This window comes from Mycobacterium sp. NGS61 (assembly GCF_059812325.1).
The window spans coordinates 328799-345913 of sequence record NZ_JCALCL010000005.1 but is presented as its reverse complement, the minus strand read 5'-3'; the positions used below and the strand labels follow the sequence as shown (position 1 = coordinate 345913).

At 67.3% G+C, this 17115-nt stretch carries 15 protein-coding genes; 6 read left to right on the top strand and 9 right to left on the bottom strand.

The genetic code is table 11. The features are described 5' to 3' along the window. The first annotated feature begins 25 nt into the window (after positions 1-25). A complete protein-coding gene (locus tag AC5Y3Z_RS14215) occupies positions 26-889 on the top strand; it encodes an aminodeoxychorismate lyase (RefSeq protein ID WP_463828508.1) in 864 nt (287 codons plus the stop codon). Positions 890-1159: 270 nt separating this feature from the next. Here AC5Y3Z_RS14215 and AC5Y3Z_RS14210 read toward each other — a convergent pair whose 3' ends face one another. The 6 genes from AC5Y3Z_RS14210 to lmeA form a co-directional block, all read right to left on the bottom strand. Then, a complete protein-coding gene (locus AC5Y3Z_RS14210; RefSeq protein WP_463828463.1) occupies positions 1160-2668 on the bottom strand; it encodes a sensor domain-containing protein in 1509 nt (502 codons plus the stop codon). 138 nt (positions 2669-2806) lie between these two features. Next, positions 2807-5176: a hypothetical protein gene (locus tag AC5Y3Z_RS14205; RefSeq protein WP_463828464.1), complete on the bottom strand. Its 2370-nt coding sequence runs from the start codon at positions 5174-5176 to the stop codon at positions 2807-2809. Between the two features lie 3 nt (positions 5177-5179). Then, positions 5180-5848: a heme-binding beta-barrel domain-containing protein gene (locus AC5Y3Z_RS14200; protein WP_463828465.1), complete on the bottom strand. Its 669-nt coding sequence runs from the start codon at positions 5846-5848 to the stop codon at positions 5180-5182. Positions 5849-5986: 138 nt separating this feature from the next. After that, the gene (locus AC5Y3Z_RS14195) at positions 5987-6289 is read right to left on the bottom strand and encodes a DUF1416 domain-containing protein (RefSeq protein ID WP_463828466.1); all 303 of its coding nucleotides are present in this window, start codon (positions 6287-6289) and stop codon (positions 5987-5989) included. 1 nt (position 6290) lies between these two features. Next, positions 6291-7124: a sulfurtransferase gene (locus tag AC5Y3Z_RS14190; protein ID WP_463828467.1), complete on the bottom strand. Its 834-nt coding sequence runs from the start codon at positions 7122-7124 to the stop codon at positions 6291-6293. Between the two features lie 342 nt (positions 7125-7466). Then, entirely contained in the window at positions 7467-8279 is an 813-nt protein-coding gene (lmeA, locus tag AC5Y3Z_RS14185) for a mannan chain length control protein LmeA (protein ID WP_463828468.1), read from the bottom strand. Positions 8280-8484: 205 nt separating this feature from the next. Here lmeA and AC5Y3Z_RS14180 point away from each other — a divergent pair, with 205 nt between their 5' ends. The 5 genes from AC5Y3Z_RS14180 to pstB are packed head-to-tail and all read left to right on the top strand — an operon-like array spanning position 8485 to position 12932. Then, a complete protein-coding gene (locus tag AC5Y3Z_RS14180; RefSeq protein ID WP_463828469.1) occupies positions 8485-9243 on the top strand; it encodes a winged helix-turn-helix transcriptional regulator in 759 nt (252 codons plus the stop codon). After that, the gene (gene mshD / locus AC5Y3Z_RS14175) at positions 9240-10169 is read left to right on the top strand and encodes a mycothiol synthase (RefSeq protein ID WP_463828470.1); all 930 of its coding nucleotides are present in this window, start codon (positions 9240-9242) and stop codon (positions 10167-10169) included. Before AC5Y3Z_RS14180 ends, mshD begins: the two co-directional genes overlap by 4 nt. Positions 10170-10177: 8 nt before the next feature. Beyond that, positions 10178-11212, top strand: a complete 1035-nt coding sequence (pstC, locus tag AC5Y3Z_RS14170; protein ID WP_463828471.1) for a phosphate ABC transporter permease subunit PstC — start codon at positions 10178-10180, stop codon at positions 11210-11212. After that, positions 11209-12123: a phosphate ABC transporter permease PstA gene (gene pstA, locus AC5Y3Z_RS14165; RefSeq protein WP_463828472.1), complete on the top strand. Its 915-nt coding sequence runs from the start codon at positions 11209-11211 to the stop codon at positions 12121-12123. Before pstC ends, pstA begins: the two co-directional genes overlap by 4 nt. A gap of 32 nt (positions 12124-12155) precedes the next feature. Then, a complete protein-coding gene (pstB, locus tag AC5Y3Z_RS14160) occupies positions 12156-12932 on the top strand; it encodes a phosphate ABC transporter ATP-binding protein PstB (RefSeq protein ID WP_463828473.1) in 777 nt (258 codons plus the stop codon). Positions 12933-12938: 6 nt separating this feature from the next. Here pstB and phoU read toward each other — a convergent pair whose 3' ends face one another. The 3 genes from phoU to dusB form a co-directional block, all read right to left on the bottom strand. Further along, complete coding sequence (phoU, locus tag AC5Y3Z_RS14155) at positions 12939-13577, bottom strand: phosphate signaling complex protein PhoU (protein ID WP_463828474.1); 639 nt, start codon at positions 13575-13577, stop codon at positions 12939-12941. Between the two features lie 54 nt (positions 13578-13631). Continuing rightward, positions 13632-15752, bottom strand: a complete 2121-nt coding sequence (locus AC5Y3Z_RS14150) for an LCP family protein (protein ID WP_463828509.1) — start codon at positions 15750-15752, stop codon at positions 13632-13634. Between the two features lie 227 nt (positions 15753-15979). Beyond that, positions 15980-17113: a tRNA dihydrouridine synthase DusB gene (dusB, locus tag AC5Y3Z_RS14145; RefSeq protein WP_463828475.1), complete on the bottom strand. Its 1134-nt coding sequence runs from the start codon at positions 17111-17113 to the stop codon at positions 15980-15982. Positions 17114-17115 lie beyond the last annotated feature (2 nt).

Below are 17115 nucleotides of genomic sequence, written 5' to 3'. Positions count from 1 at the left end.
GCTAGGCTGACCCCTCATGGCTGGTGTGGTGGTCACCCTCGACGGCACGATCGTCGATCCCGGGACGCCGTTGTTGCACGCCGACGACCTGGCCGCGGTTCGCGGCGACGGGGTCTTCGAGACGCTGCTGGTGCGCGATGGCAAGGCCTGCCTGGTCGAGTCGCACCTGCAGCGGTTGACCCAGTCCGCCAAGTTCATGGACCTGCCCGCCCCCGACCTGCCCGGGTGGCGCCGTGCGATCGACGTGGCGACCCGCCGGTGGGTGTCGACCACGGCCGACGAAGCGGCGCTGCGGCTGATCTACAGCCGCGGCCGGGAAGGAGGTTCGGACCCTACCGCGTATGTCGCGGTCAATCCCGTCCCGGACCGTGTGGCCGCGGTGCGCTGCGACGGCGTAGCGGCGATCACGCTGGATCGGGGGTTGCCGGCCAAGGGAATCGACGCGATGCCGTGGCTGCTGGCCGGTGCCAAGACGCTGTCGTACGCGGTGAACATGGCGGTCCTGCGCCACGCCGCCCGCCAAGGCGCCGGCGACGTCGTCTTCGTCAGTACGGATGGCTTCATCCTGGAGGGTCCGCGCTCGACGGTAATCATCGCGGCCGCCGGCGAGAACGGCAGTCCACTTCTGCTCACACCGCCGCCATGGTTTCCCATCTTGCGGGGCACCACCCAACAGGCGCTGTTCGAGGTCGCCCGCAGCGCCGGCTACGACTGCGACTACCGCGCCCTGCGCGTTGCGGATTTAGTTGCCGCCCAAGGTATTTGGCTTATCTCGAGCATGACGCTGGCCGCCCGGGTGCACACCTTGGACGGGCAGCGGTTGCGCCGTTCGCCGTTCGCCGACACCTTCGCCGAACTCGTCGACGCCGCGATCATCAGCGATCGGTGACCGCGCCTGCCCTGCGAAATTAAAAGGCTGGCAACCCTTTCGGAGTCGATGGTAGTTTCGTCAGTACACAGGAAAGGAGGTGGTCCGCGAATTGATAGCGTCATGGACATGTGAGGTGGCTGCGCGCTAGCTGCACGGCTCGGAAGAGTCAGCGAGCAACGCGCGCTGGCGAATTTCCCGCAGCCACCCGGCCCCCGAGCCTCCGGTCTGTCCAACCGGAGAACGGCTCGGGGGCCGCTCCATCTGTGGGCCGGGCGGGCCGGTGCGCCGCTACCTGGCCGCCTTGGCCGCCATCTGTTCGACGAGCCGGCCGGCTTGATCGGTGACGTCGTTGTTGCCACACGCCTCGACCTCGACCACCAGCGCACCGGTTGCGCTGAGGGCGTGCTGGCATGTCCGGCCGCTGGGCTCGGTGCGGGTCTGGCTGATCTTTGCTTCGGCGCCGGTGACGTCGCCGAAAGTCCATTCACCGCTCTTGCCCGAGTTGGTGATCTTGACAGTCTTGGTGGCGCAGGCACGCCATCTCGTAGCAGACCCCTCCACGAAGGCGCGTGCCTTCTCAGCCGAAGGGAACTGCGCCACCGCTTGAATGACCCGGTGCGCCGGGTTCTCTCCGCGGGTATGCACGACCTCATTGCGCGTCGCGGTGGGCCCGTGCGGGCGATACACCGATTCCTGGAACGGCTCGAAAGCCGACAGGCACTCCTGATCCGACAGGGTTCCCTGCGGCGCGCGCAGTCCGTCGGCGCGCTGACCGACCTCCATGTTCGGATCACCCAGGACATTCCCGATGTCGGCTACGTCGAGCAGGACGGACTGGATTTCAGCCGGCGCTGACGCACCGGTCTCCGCGGCGGTCGAGGCAGCGCCGGGTTTTGCCGCGGGCCTCTTACTGCCTCCGCCGCCGGCGAACACCACGACCAATACGATCGCCACCACCGCGGCCACCGCGGCACCGCCGATGAGCAGTAGCTTGCTGCCAGACTTCCCGCCGGTGCCGGGCGCGGGGCCGGGACTGACCGCCGGGGGCGGGGGCGATTTGGGCAGGGCGGCCTGGGTCGCGGCGTCGGCCGCGGGTGCCGGCCGTGGTCCGGCTACGGACGGTCCGGCCGGTGAACCGTCTCTGGCCTCGATCTCGGCCAGCACGTTGTCGATCTCGGTGCGGGTGCGGTAGGTGACGTCGTGCCGCATCCGCAACATACGCAGGAGTTGGGCGATGTCGCTGCGGGCGCTGGGATCCGAGCCGTCCTCATCGAGCCCGGACCGCAACTCGACCAGCAACTGCATCTGCTGCTGCGGAGTGAGCTCCTTCTCCGACAGGGTGTTGCCCAGCCGCATGATGTAGCCGAACGGCAACGGCGGCTCCTCGGGCAGCGGTGCGGGCAGCGGCGGCGCCTTCTCCTGCAGGGCGTGAATCGCGGTGACCAGTCCGATGCCGGCCTCGACCGTCGGGTTCTGGTAGTCGATGATCTGCAGCGCCGAGACCGGATTGACCCGCACGCTGTCCACCGGCCCCACCTGGACGGGCAGGATCGGACGGTTCAGCGCCTGGGCGTAGCGCAGCTCGGCCTGACTTGGCTTGGACTGCAACCAGTTGTTGGACAGCGCGACGATGAAGACGTCGCAGGAGCGGATCTGCTCCAGGATGGAGTTCCACCACGCGTCCCCACCGCCGAGTTCCTGGTCGAACCAGACCTTTTGTTGGGCTCTTTTCAGGGCGGTCGTCAGCGCTTCGAGCGACGTCCTGTCTTGGCTCGAGTAGCTGATGAAGATGGCCACAGCGGACTCCTCAACGGAAGGGAAGGGAAGGGTGCGGGAGGCAGATACGCCGAAACCGTGAGGCGACGGTAGCGCATGGCATCAGCAGCAGCAATCGATTCCGGCAAACTCTCGGACACGACCCGGCACAGTGGCGGGTCAGTCGCCGTCGTGGAGCTGCGCGTCGACGGGCGGGTGATATTCGGCGTAGCGCTGACCGAACTCGTGCCCCGGCACCGGCCACTGCTCACCCTCGCCGCCGCGGACCACCCAATCACCCTCCGCGGCCGTTGTCGGACCCTCCAGGGTGTTGATCGTCTCCCCGGCCTGGGCCGGGCGGGCCTGCACACGTCCCTTGCGGCGCCACTGGCCGTCACCGGCCGGCTCGTAGGTGAGCTGGAAGATGTCGTCGCGCACCGACCAGGTCTTGCCATCGGAGTGCACGGCCCAGTCGCCGGGCTCGGCCTGCATCGTGGCACCCGCATCCGACTGCCAGGTCCACGGTTCGTTGCGCTGCTCGGCGGCCACCGTCCCGGTCCGGGTGAAGGGGCGCCACAGTGGGCGGGACCGGTAGCCGAGCTGACGCAGGCTCCACAGGGTGGCGGCCAGGCTGCGCACCGCGGCGTCCAGCAGGTCGGGGTCGCTTTCGACCTCGGACCAGTCGACGAGCTTGTTGTGGATTTTGCGGGCGTCGTCGCGCGGTACCCCGTATTTCCAGCCGTTGCGCCGGTAGTAGCGGCACCAGTCTTCGTGCTCGGCACGTGCCATCGCCAGGGCCGCGGACCGGTCGAACCCCAGCAGCGAAAGCTGTTCCAGCGCAGGAGAATCCGCCATATCTTGACCGGAAAGCTGGGCGGGTGGATTGCCCCAGGTGTTCCAGGTGTGGCCGGCGATCTGCTCGACCATCCACAAGGCGTTGCGCACCTGGCGGCGGTTCGAGCCCCGGTAGAATTCGTCGAGTTCGCTCCACGGCACCGCCGCGGGACCCCGCGGCCAACTGGGATCGATGGTTGCGACGTAGCGCTCGTGAATGAGCCGTGCCGCCCGCTCCCAGGCGTCCTGGATCTGGCCTTCCCGGGTGTCGAGCACCAGCGAGTAGGACTGCAGCATCCCGACTACCTGAATCGAATCGTCGGCGATGCTGGTGTTGAGGTCGGAGGTGAAAATGGGCATGTCGGGGAAGCGGGCGGCCAGCCTGGTGCCGGTGGTTGCGGTGTGGGTGTCCACCAGGATCAGCGCGCACGAGACGGAGTCGGTGTCGCCGATCAGACTCAGCATGGTCGGGATGGTCGGCGCCTCCGACACGGCGTCGATCGCTGGGCCGTCGGAAGCGAAGCCGGCCTGCCGGCGATAGAAGTGATGGTCCCTGAGGTACTCCTCGGCGTCTCGTTCCACCAGGGTCAGCGCTGGCAGCGGGTGCGCCCCCGGCGGGGTGTAGAACTCGCGCTCCAGCGCGCGGCGGGTCAGGTCCGCGCACAGGGCCAACGTCAATTGCGAAGTGCCGCAGACGAATACACGTTTGGTATGGCCGGTGGCGATGATGCCGTCCAACAGTCGGCTCGCGGTGACCTCGTACTTGCCGACTACGTCCGCGGCCCACCGGGTGTCAGAGCCACCGAACTGCTGGGCCCGCCATGCCTCAGCCAGCCACGGGTCGTCGATGCGCACGATCAGCGGCAGGCGCCGCTTGTCCGCCACCTCCGCGAGCCGCCGACCGATCAGGTCGAGCCACAACAGGTTGACGGCCGGATCGGGGGCCATCAGGTAGAGCCGGCCCAGGTGACGCCACAGCCGCAGCGACACCAGCGTCGATGGTGTGTTGAAGTCCACCAGCACCACCCGGGCGCCGAGTCTGCGGACCCGTTGCACGCGATCGTCGCCGGCGCTGGTGATGACCACCAGGGTGCTGCGCCGGTCCAGCGTGCGTGCCACGCCGCTGACCATCGATTCGGTGTCGTCGTCGACGCCGACGATCGCGGTGACCGAATTGGCGAAGTTGGCCCGCAGCCGGTCCACCTGCGCCCGGAACACGCCGACCAGCGCTCCGCCGAGGCCGGTGAAGATCGCTGAAACCGCTGCCATACGGGCTAATTCGAGGCCGACCGGGGTGGGCTCGGGACAGACGTGACCGGCCAGGGAGTAGTCGCCGCTGCTGCCTTTGATCAGCTGGGCGGTCAGCATCAGCGGCGTGAAGACGGCCGGGTGGTTCGCGTCGTGGCAGTTCCAGTAGGCGCTGAGGCCCAGGATCGCGCTCACGCTGATGAGCACCGCGATCACGCTGAACGAGACACCCACCACCCGGTGGCTGGCGTTGGAGCGGAAGGTCAGGACGCAGACGGCGACCAGCACGCCCACCGCGATCGCGGTCGTCGACATCGATCCCGGCCGGCCGAACCAGCGCAGCTCCGGGGGCAGCGCGGCCAGGATGCCGGGCTCGAACGCGACCGCGGCCAGATAGGCGATCAGCACCACCGCCACGGTGGACAGGGTCCAGCGCAGGTGGCGCGGTACGGTCCTGGTCTGCCGCATCCGTCAGCCGACGTAGCGGGCCAGCCGTGCCGACAGGTGCGGCACCAGGGCGCCGTCGGCGTCTACGCGCTCCTCGACGTAGCCCAGATCGCCACCTTCGACGATGCCGTAGAGCCGTTTGGCGCCGCCGACCAGCACGCCCGACCGGCTGCGTGCCAGCGCATCGGTGGCCAGCTCCCACGACGACTGGGTGAGCGGCCGGCCGTAGAACAGTTCGACGTATCCCGACGAGTGCGCCAGCAGCAGCTCGATCGCCGTGGACTCGGTCGGGTCGTCGGGGTCGCTGACGAAACGCCAGAAACCCGACTCGCGCAGCCCGGGCTCGTCGTAGCCGCCCGATTCGTTCAGGCGCCACGAGCGGGCTTCCCAGTTCAGGTAGTCGCCGCCGTCGTGCGAGACCACGATCTGCTGGCCGAATCGGTAATCGCCGTGTGTTCCGCGGCCCTCACCCTCGCCGCGCCACACCCCGACCAGCGGCAGCAACGCCAGCAGCGCGTCGTTCAGGCTGGCGCCCTCGCGCAGGTTGGCGGTGTCGGAGGGGAGCGGCAGGTCGTCGAACGCGGGAATGTTGCGGGCAGCGGTCAGCTTGGCGCGTTCGGCCGCGGCGGCGACAGCACGGTCCGCCGAACCCGCCGCGTCGTCTGCCGCGGCATCGCCGTCGTTGGGGGTCACGACTCGTCGGTGATCAACCGGTACAGCGCATACAGCGCAAACCAGGAGATGACCCCGGTCGCCAGGACCAGCATGATCTCGAAGAACAGCACCACGACGCCGAGTCTATTCGCCGCAGCCGCGTGACTTCGCAGGCGGTCAGGCGATCTTGATGTCCACCTCGTGGACGCCGGCGCCCTGCGGTGCCACCGCGGCGTCTCCGTTGCCCAGCTTGGACAGCGCCCGCAACGTCCACGAACCGGGCGCGGCGAAGAACCGGAAATCGCCGGTGGCCGAGGCGACGACCTCCGCGGTGAACTCGTCGGAGGCGTCCAGCAGACGCACGAAGGCGCCACCCACGGCTTGACCGTCCCGGTCGACGACCCGACCGGTGATCACGGTTTCCTTCTCCAAGTCGACGCTGGCGGGCAACGTCAGTCCTTGCTTTGGCGCAGAGCACATGTCAGCTTCCCAACTCGATCGGGGCACCCACCAGGGAGCCGTATTCCGTCCAACTGCCGTCGTAGTTCTTCACGTTCTGGTGTCCGAGCAGCTCCTGCAGCACGAACCAGGTGTGCGACGATCGTTCCCCGATTCGGCAGTAGGCAATCGTTTCCTTGGTGCCGTCCAGGCCGGCGTCGGCATACAACTTGGCCAGCTGATCGTCGGACTTGAACGTGCCGTCCTCGTTGGCCGTCCTGCTCCACGGCACGTTGATGGCGCTGGGGACGTGGCCGGGCCGCTGGCTCTGTTCCTGCGGCAGGTGCGCCGGGGCCAGGATCTTGCCGGAGAACTCGTCGGGCGAACGCACGTCGATGAGGTTCTTGGTGCCGATGGCCGCGATCACCTCGTCGCGGAAGGCGCGGATCGAATTGTCGGGCGCGGCGGCCGTATAGGAGGTCGCGGGCCGGTCGACCGGATCGCTGGACAACGGCCGGCCGTCGAGTTCCCACTTCTTGCGGCCGCCGTCGAGCAACTTCACCTTCTCGTGGCCGTACAGCTTGAAATACCAGTAGGCATAGGCGGCGAACCAGTTGTTGTTGCCGCCGTAGAGGATCACGGTGTCGTCGTTGGAGATGCCGCGGTCGGAGAGCAGCTTGGAGAACTGCTGTGCGTCGACGAAGTCGCGCTTGACCGGGTCCTGCAGGTCGCTGCGCCAGTCCAGCTTGATCGCGCCGGGCAGGTGACCGCCGTCATATGCGCTGGTGTCCTCGTCGACCTCGACGAAGACGACGCCTGCGGCATCCAGATTGCTCTCCGCCCAGTCGGCGGAGACCAGGACGTCGGAGCGTGCCATGGTGGGATCCTTTCGATTTCTCTTTGTGAATTTTCGAGCGCTAGCCGACCGCTGGGCGGCGCGGACGTCCACGCACTCGGGCGGTGGTAGTGCTCGACACGGACTTACTCCTAGGTATGCCTGTTGCGCATGGGGAGATGCCACGGGGGGATTCCGGGCTGCTCCGAGTGCTGCGCAGATGAGGCGCGGCTACTCAGCAGCTACAGCAACAGCAACAACCCGCTGTGCGGCACAGGTCGACTGTGCGGCACTTGGTGAGCAGAAGCTCGGCGCGGGCTGACACGTCGGTCAGCTTACCCAATGACATAGTGATCAAGCCAACAGCGATAACCGGACCGAAGCTCAGGACTGTTTGAAGTCGTCGAGTCGGATGGTGACGTTGTTGGTGATGCCTTCGATGATGACGTCGGATCCGCGGGCCCCGACGGTGTTCGGCGCCACGCCGAACGGCAATTTCTGGCTGTACAACCTACCGGTGAAGGCGCGCAGTACCGCGGTCAGCTTGTCATCCGGAACGCGCTGGTCGGCGGTGTCGGGGCCGGTCAGCACACCGGTGGGGGTGATGACCAGCGTCGCGGGGTCCTCGGGGGCGATGGACAGGTCCACCGACACGCTGACGCGGTGGTCGAAGTCCGCCGATTTCGGGGTGCCGCTGAACACCAGTCCGTGGCTGTCGGATATTCCGGACTCGGTGGTCCCGCCGGTGGCGTCGTTGGACTCCTGCGGGGGTGCCTCCACCATGAGGTCGGTGATGCCCAGGTAGCGGCCCAGGTGCACCGAGTCGATGATGATGCGGCTCTCCAGCTCGCCCACCGGGATTTTGGCGTCCGGCCTGATCAGCCAGGATGCGTCGGTCAGGTCCACCGCGTGCATGGTGGCCTCGAGCAGTGCCCGGCCGACCGCCGGCTGGTCTCCCGTGTAGGCCTTGATCTCCAGCTCGTTGTAGCGGTGGTTCATCGCCTGCGGAATGAACGGGAAGGCCAGGATCGCCACGAACGGATCGGAGCCCAGGTCGGCGGCGTGGCGAACTGCGGTCGAGAGCCGGTATTCGGCGTAGATGCTGGCGCCGTAATCGACGCTGAGGGCACCGAACCCGACCACACCGACAGTGATCGCCGCGGCGGTAGCACCGACCAGCATCTTGCGCATCGCCATATTGTGACATCGCCGCGGGCCATGTTGCATTGGTCACAACCGCCGCGCGGCAGCGAATCCGCTGGTCTAACCGCTGGTACCGGTGGGCCGCGACGCCCTGTCAGAAGGCCAAAGACCAGGTGGCACGTTATCGTTAGATGTTCTGGCCGCTAACGCGATGTGTCGCGATGTGCCTGGAGGCCTTACCCACGAACGCTGGAGGGGCTTGTTGGAGCTACTACTGCTGACCTCGGAGCTGTATTCCGATCCGGTCCTACCGTCGCTGTCGCTGCTCCCTCACTCCGTGCGGACGGCGCCGGCGGAAGCTTCTTCGCTGTTGGAGGCAGGCAACGCGGATGTCGTCCTGGTCGATGCGCGTAACGACCTGTCGGGGGCGCGCGGTCTGTGCCGGCTGTTGAGTACGGCCGGTAGGTCGGTCCCGGTGCTGGCCGTGGTCAGCGAAGGCGGGCTGGTGGCGGTCAGTGCCGATTGGGGTCTGGACGAGATCCTGTTGCCCAGTACCGGGCCGGCCGAGATCGATGCCCGGTTGCGGCTGGTGGTCGGTCGGCGCGGAGGTCTGGCCGATCAGGAAAGCGTCGGCAAGGTCAGTTTGGGCGAATTGGTGATCGACGAAGGCACCTACACCGCCCGACTGCGCGGCCGTCCGCTCGACCTCACCTACAAAGAGTTCGAACTGCTCAAGTACCTGGCCCAGCACGCCGGCCGGGTGTTCACCCGTGCTCAGTTACTGCACGAGGTGTGGGGATACGACTTTTTCGGCGGCACCCGCACTGTCGATGTGCATGTCCGCAGGCTGCGCGCCAAATTGGGCTCCGAGCACGAAGCCCTGATCGGCACTGTCCGCAACGTCGGTTACAAGGCGGTTCGGCCTGCGCGCGGTCGTCCGGCGGCCGCCGAGTCCGAGGACGAAACCGAGGCAGACGGTCTGCAGGACCCGCTGGCCGACCCGTTGCGCAGTCAGTGACCACCCTGACCTGGCGCTCGGCGCTGACCGCCGAGGACCAACGCGCGATCCGTGAGATCATCAGCGCGGCAACAGAATTCGATGAGGTCGCGCCGGTCGGAGAACAGGTGCTGCGGGAGCTGCCGCAGCAGCGCACTCATCATCTGCTGGCCGTCGAGGGTGATGACGGCGGTGCCGTCGTCGGGTACCTCAATCTCACGCCCGCGCGAGATGACGCCGCCGCGATGGCCGAACTGGTCGTGCACCCGCAGCACCGGCAGCGTGGCATCGGGACCGCGCTGGCGCGCTCGGCCCTGGACAAATCGGGTGGTGGCAACCAGTTCTGGGCGCACGGCACGCTGGCGGCGGCCCGGGCCACCGCCGCGGCGCTGGATCTGGTCGCCGTGCGGGAACTGCTGCAGATGCGACGTCCGCTGCGCGATGCGCCCGCCCCGGTGCACCCCGATCGGCTGCGTGGGTTGCGGATCCGTACCTACGCCGGCCCGTCCGACGACGACGAGTTGCTGCGCGTGAACAACGCTGCGTTCTCCTACCACCCGGAGCAGGGGGGTTGGACCGAACGAGATCTCGACGAGCGGCGCGGCGAGCCGTGGTTCGATCCCGACGGGCTGTTCCTGGCGTACTCGGCCGCCCCCGCGGACGGAGACGAGAGACTGCTGGGCTTTCACTGGACCAAGGTGCATCCCGGCACCGCGGGATTGGGGGAGGTTTATGTGCTGGGCGTCGACCCCGCCGCGCAGGGCCGTGGACTGGGGCAGACGCTGACGTCGATCGGCCTGGCCTCGTTGGCGCAGCGGCTGGCTGACCGGCCCGATCCCACCGCGCTGCTGTACGTGGAATCCGACAACAAGGCCGCGGTGCGGACCTACGAGAAGACGGGTTTCTCCGTCTACAGCGTCGACACCGCCTACGCGGCCGCCACCTGAGCATCGCCATGACGACGCCGAACCCAGCCGACGCAGGTTCGGGCGAGGTCGTGGCCGCGCCCTTTCCCGAACCACCGGTCATTCCGCTCAGTTCACGGGGGCTCCCCGAACCCCGCCTGGCGGATCGGCTTTTTCGTCGGCTGTCCGCGGCCTCCGGGGCGCTGATCGTCGTCCTGCTCTCAGCCATCGGCGTCGTCCTGCTCCTGCAGGCCTTACCGGCGCTGTCGCGCAACCGGGAGAATTTCTTCACCTACGCCGGCACCTGGATCACCACCGATGCCGCGACGCTGCGATTCGGCATTCTGGAGCAGCTGCAGGTTACGGTCTTCGTGTCGTTGTTCGCGCTGGTCGTGGCGATGCCGGTGGCGCTGGGGGTGGCGCTCTACCTCACCCACTACGCGCCGCAGTCACTGGTCGCGCCGCTGTCGTACCTGGTCGACCTGCTGGCTGCGGTGCCCTCGATCATCTACGGCGTGTGGGGCCTGCACGTGCTTGCGCCCCAGCTGCGTCCGGCGGCCGGCTGGCTCAACGCCCACCTGGGTCAGTGGTCTCTGTTCGCCGCCGGTGACGGGTCGATCAGCGGTGGCGGCACCCTGTTCACCGCCGGGATCGTGCTGGCGGTGATGATCCTGCCGATCATCACCGCAGTCACCCGTGAAGTGTTCGCCCAGACACCACCGGACCAGATCGAGGCCGCGCAGGCTCTCGGCGCCACCCGCTGGGAAGTGGTCAAGTCGACCGTGCTGCCCTTCGGGCGATCCGGCTTCGTCAGCGGCGCGGCCTTGGGTCTGGGCCGCGCCCTGGGGGAGACGATGGCGCTGCTGATCATCCTGCGTGGCACCCGCGAGGAGTTCGGCTGGTCGCTGTTCGACGGCGGCTCGACCCTCGCCACCAAGATCGCCGCCAACGCACCTGAATTCGACAACCATTACCGCGCCGGTGCCTACATTGCTGCCGGGCTGGTGCTGTTCCTCCTCACGTTCGTGGTCAACGCGCTGGCGCGGCGCGCCGTGTCCGGGTCGCGGGCCGGGGGAGCGCGATGACCTCCTTCCTGGACCGCCCCCTGAAGTGGCGAAAAATCTCGGGTCTCAGTCGGCGCCGCCGATTCGCCGACCGGGTGGCCACCCTGCTGGTGAACGCGGCGATGCTGCTGGCCTTGGCGCCGCTGGTGTGGGTGCTGTGCGCGGTGGTGGTCCGCGGGATGAAGGCACTCGGCTCCAGCTGCTGGTGGACGCATTCCCAGGCGGGTATCTCGGTCTCTACGGCCGGCGGCGGGGCTCTGCACGCGATCGTCGGCACGCTGCTGCTGGGGCTGGTGTGTGCGGTGATCTCGATTCCGCTCGGGATCTCGATCGGGATTTATCTCGCCGAGTACGGGGGCGACGGTGTGATGGCGCGCCTGGTCACGTTCACGGTGGACATCCTGGCCGGGTTGCCGTCGATAGTGGCGGCCCTGTTCATCTACGCGGTGTGGGTCGCGGTGTTGGGTCTGCCGCGCTCGCAGTTCGCGGTGGCGCTGGCGCTGGTGGTCCTGATGTTGCCGGTGATCGCACGGGCCACCGAGGAGATGTTGGGGATCGTCCCGGTCGACCTTCGCGAAGCCAGTTACGCGCTGGGAATACCGAAGTGGAAGACCATCTCCAGGGTGGTACTCCCGACCGGCCTGTCCGGCATCCTGGCCGGCATCATGCTGGCCTTGGCCCGGGTGTTGGGCGAGACATCACCGCTGCTGGTCCTGGTCAGTTACTCGAGCGCGACGAAGTTCGATATCTTCGGCGGGTTCATGGGCTCGTTGCCCGGCATGATCTATCACCAGACGAATGCGGGCGCCGGTGAGAATCCGGTTCCCACGGATGCACTGTGGGGTGCCGCGCTGACACTGGTCCTGTTGATTGCGATGATCAACGTCGGGGCCAGGGTGGTCGCGAGAGTTCTCGCCCCGAAGAAGGCGTGACCCGAAGCAGTATCGAGGCGGGAGCTGTAGCAGTGGCCAAACGGTTGGACCTCAACGAGGTCAACATCTACTACGGGTCGTTTCACGCGGTCGCAGACGTGTCATTGTCGGTGCTGCCGCGCAGCGTGACGGCGTTCATCGGCCCGTCCGGCTGCGGCAAGACGACCGTGCTGCGCACGCTCAACCGGATGCACGAGGTCATCCCGGGTGCACGGGTCGAAGGCAGCGTGTTGCTCGACGACGAGAACATCTACGGCACCCGCATCGATCCGGTGGGAGTGCGCCGCGCCATCGGAATGGTGTTTCAGCGGCCGAATCCGTTCCCCGCCATGTCGATTCGCGACAACGTGGTGGCCGGTCTGAAGCTGCAGGGCGTGCGCAACCGCAAGCTGCTGGCCGAGACCGCCGAGCATTCACTGCGCGGCGCCAACCTGTGGGACGAGGTCAAGAACCGGCTGGACAAACCGGGCGGCGGATTGTCCGGTGGGCAGCAGCAGCGGCTGTGTATCGCCCGGGCCATCGCCGTCCAGCCCGACGTTTTGCTGATGGATGAGCCGTGTTCGGCTCTGGACCCCATCTCGACGATGGCGATCGAAGAACTGATCAGCGAACTCAAGCAGGACTACACCATCGTCATCGTCACCCACAACATGCAGCAGGCCGCGCGGGTCAGCGATCAGACGGCGTTCTTCAACCTGGAGGCCACCGGCAAGCCCGGCCGCTTGGTGGAGATCGACGACACCGAGAAGATCTTCTCCAACCCGAGCCAGAAGGCCACCGAAGACTACATCTCCGGCCGATTCGGCTGAGGTCGACTACAGCGTGCCGGTGGCCTGGAAAATGACCCGCCGGGCCACCTCGACCGCATGGTCGGCGAAGCGTTCGTAAAACCGGCCCAGCAGGGTCACGTCGACGGCGGCAGCCACACCGTGCTTCCACTCCCGGTCCATCAGCACGCTGAACAGGTGCCGGTGCAGGTCGTCCATCGCGTCGTCTTCTTCGCGGATCCGCGCGGCCTTTTCAGGATCGCGGGATATCAGCACCTCTTGCGCGCTGTTGCCCAATTCGACTGCGACACGGCCCATCTCGGCGAAGTAGCCGTTGACCACTTCGGGTAGCGCGTGCTGGGGATGGCGACGCCGAGCGATCTTGGCGACGTGCAGGGCCAGCGCCCCCATCCGGTCGATATCCGCCACGATCTGGATTGCACTGACGATGGACCTCAGGTCCCCGGCGACCGGCGCCTGCAGCGCCAGCAGTACGAAGGCGCTCTCCTCCGCCTGCGTGCTGAGCGCCGAGATCTGTTCGTGGTCGGTGATCACCTGTTCGGCCAGCACCAGATCGGCCTGCAGGAGCGATTGCGTAGCACGCTCCATTGCCATCCCGGCCAGCCCGCACATCTGACCGAGGCGCTCAGAAAGTTCCGTGAGCTGCTCGTGGTAAGCGGTCCGCATGGGTAGAGCCTACGTTCTACCGGCCGGAATCGGAGTGAAGCACCGCACGTCCTGCTACTCGCACGTGGTGTCTGCGGCGTTGGTCACCGTCAGATCCTCCGGCAGCCTGGTCGGAGTGCTGCCGGACGCGCGACTGATCTGCATGCTCACCGAGGAGCCGCTGGGCGGCGGCGTGTTCACCGCGTTGAAGTCCGAGCCGATGACCACCTGAACCACCGAGCCTATTCCGGTGACCCGTTCCACCTTCGAGTTTCCGAAGGCGGCGGCGACCGTCGCCGCGGCCTGCTCGTTGCCCGGCGAGAAGAACACCGTGGTGGCCTTCAACGTGTTGGGGTAGTCGTCGGGCGTCATGACGTTGAACCCGTTGCGTTTGAGCTGGCCGGCGGCGGTGGCGGCCAACCCGGTGGTGCCGGTGCCGTTGGACACCTGCACGGTGACCTCTTGCGGCGAGGTGGTGATGACCTGCTCCCGGCGCGTCTCGTTGGTCGGAGTCGCCTCCGGCGCCTTGCTGGCGGTCGAGGGTGTGGTGGTGGTCCCCGACGTGCGCGGCCGGAGCGTCTGCGCGTTGTGGTCGTTCTCCAGCGGCAACGGATCGTCGTTGATGATCGCTGTGAACAACGCCTTCATGTCGGCCGTGCGCGGCGGCTCGTTGCCGTCCTGGTCGGTGATCCCGGTCGGAACGGTCACGAAGGTGACATGCCCGGCCGCCATGTGCTGCAGTGATCGACCCAGCTCGACGAGGTCCTTGGTCTTGACGTTGTCGACGTAGCTGTTGCCGATGAACATGTTGACGACGTTGTTGAGCTTGTTCAGGTCCATCAGCGTGTCTTCGGAGATCATCGTTCGCAGCAGCGACGACAAGAACAGCTGTTGACGCTTGATGCGACCGTAGTCGCCGTTGCTCTCGGTGGTGACCTGGCGCGCGCGCACATAGTTCAGCGCGGTGGGCCCGTCGATGATCTGGCGTCCGGCGTGGTCGAGGACGGTGCCCAGCTCGTAGTCCTTCAACGCCGTGGTGCTGCACACCTCGACGCCGCCGAGAGCCTCGACCATGCGCCCGAAGCCGACGAAGTCGATGGCGATGAACCGGTTGACGCTCAAGCCGGAGAGCTTCTGGATGACTTTGACCAGACACTTGGGCCCGCCGAAGGAGAACGCCGAGTTCAGTTTGGTCTCGGTGTAGACCATGCGCGGACCCGTCTTGCCGGTCTTCGGGTCGTAGATGGGGCCGTACTTACCCGTCTCGGGGTTCCAGGCTTCGCACTGGATCGGATTGATCGCCAGGTCGCGGGGAAACGACACCGCTACCACTCGTTTGCGGTCGGCCGGGATGTTGACCAGCATCACGGTGTCGGACCGGGCGCCGCCCGCATCCTCGGTATCGCCGGCCCCGACGTTGGCGTTGGCACCCAGGCGGGAGTCCATGCCGACGATCAGGAAGTTCTCGTCGCCGTATTGGGCATTGGGGTCGACGATGTCCGCCGATTGCGGATCCAGCGCACTCACGGTGTTCAACCGGTTGTTCTTCGATGCGCTCCACTGGTAGGCGCCACCGGTCATCACCAGAGCCAGCACCGCGACGACGGCGACCGCGGCGCGGCCCGCAATCAACAGGCCGCGGTGGTTCCGCCGCTTCGCCTCGCGCGTTCTCGGGCCGTTGTCCTTAGCCGCGGAGATCCTTCGGAATCGTTTGCGTCGCGGCTTTGCCGAGCCGGCGTCCTCGTCGTCGGGGTCGAGCGGGTAATGGGCGGACCCCAGGTCGGGCAGCTCCGACTGCAGTTGCAGCGAGTAGGCGGGGATGGGAAGGATCTGGGTGTCGGTCAGGTCGTCGCGGTCGGGTGCTTCGTCGGATTGCGGCACGGGCCGCTGGACTTCGGCAATCTCGGGCGATGCCGGCGCCGCCGGCTCTTCTTCGGGCTCGTCAGCGACCTGCGGCTCGTCAGCGTCCTCGGGCTCCCCGGCGACGTGATGGTGCCGCGGGCGCTCGGAAACAGTCGCACCGAGCTTGGCGATCAGATCGGCGACACTGAGCGGGCCGCGGTCGTGGCCGGCCGCGGTGTCGGCCTGCTCCGGACGCTGATCAGTCTCGACGGCTGGGGGTTTGCCCGACCATCGGCACAGGTCCTCATCCACTGCAGATTCGGTGAAGCGCTCCCACGGCGCGGCGCCTGGCATTGCCGACGCTTCTGCGGTAAGCCAGTCATCATCGCGGCCGGAGCTGCGCGGGAGGCCGGGAGTGGCGTCCTTCTCGCCGTCACTCATTCTTTGTTGGCCTCCGAACGTGCGCATGAGTAGGCGCAGCACCATCGGACAAGTGCCGCGCAACTGCAGTAGGGCTCATATCGTACTGATTTCTTGGCTGAGGCGCGATTTCAGTAGCGTCTCGGTTCGGCTACCCGAACTCAGCCGCCGGAGTGCATGACGTCGGCGCCCTGGGGCACTCGGCAGTCTTCGGGGTCCTCCAGCCAGCCCGCTGGGAGCGCCACCTTGGCTGCCGACCCCTGCCGACCGCGTGGGCCACTGCCGACCTCCGGGAAGGGGACGCTGCCGTCCAGGCGTTCCAGCAGTTCGTCGAGTTCGTCGAGGGACGTGACCAGAGCCAATGCCCGTCGTAGGTCGGACCCGGCCGGGAAGCCGTGCAGATACCATCCGACGTGCTTGCGGATGTCGCGCATGCCTTTGTCCTCGCCGAAATGCGCGGCCAGTAGCACGCCGTGCCGGCGGATGATGTCGGCGACTTCGCCGAGGGTGGGCGGGGTCGGCGCCGGGCGGCCGGTGAAAGCTGCCGACAACTCGGCGAAGAGCCAGGGCCGGCCGAGACAGCCGCGGCCGATCACCACCCCGTCGCAGCCGGTGCTCGCCATCATGGCCAGGGCGTCGCTGGCGTCGTAGATGTCGCCGTTGCCCAGCACCGGGATCGTGCGCACCTGCTGCTTGAGCGCGGCGATCTGCTCCCAGTCGGCGGTGCCCGAGTAACGCTGCGCGGCGGTGCGGGCGTGCAGCGCCACCGCTGCGGCGCCTTCGGCTTCGGCGATCCGTCCCGCGTCCAGGTGGGTGTGGTGCTCGTCGTCGATCCCGATGCGGAACTTCACCGTCACCGGGATACCGCTGCCCGCGGTGGCGCGCACCGCGGCGGCGACGATGCGGCCGAACAGCCGCCGTTTGAACGGCAGGGCCGCCCCTCCGCCGCGCCTGGTCACCTTGGGCACCGGGCAACCGAAATTCATGTCGATGTGGTCGGCCAACCCCTCGTCGGCGATCATTTTCGCCGCGGCGTAGGTGGTGTCCGGGTCGACGGTGTAGAGCTGCAGCGAGCGCGGTGACTCGTCCGGCGCAAAGGTCGTCATGTGCATGGTGACCGGGTGGCGCTCGACGAGCGCGCGGGCGGTCACCATCTCGCACACATACAACCCGCTCACCGTGCCGACTTTGGCCAGCTCCTGTTCCCGGCACAGGGTGCGGAACGCGGTATTGGTCACGCCGGCCATGGGTGCCAGCACCACCGGGCTGGCCAGCGTGATCGGACCGATACGCAAGA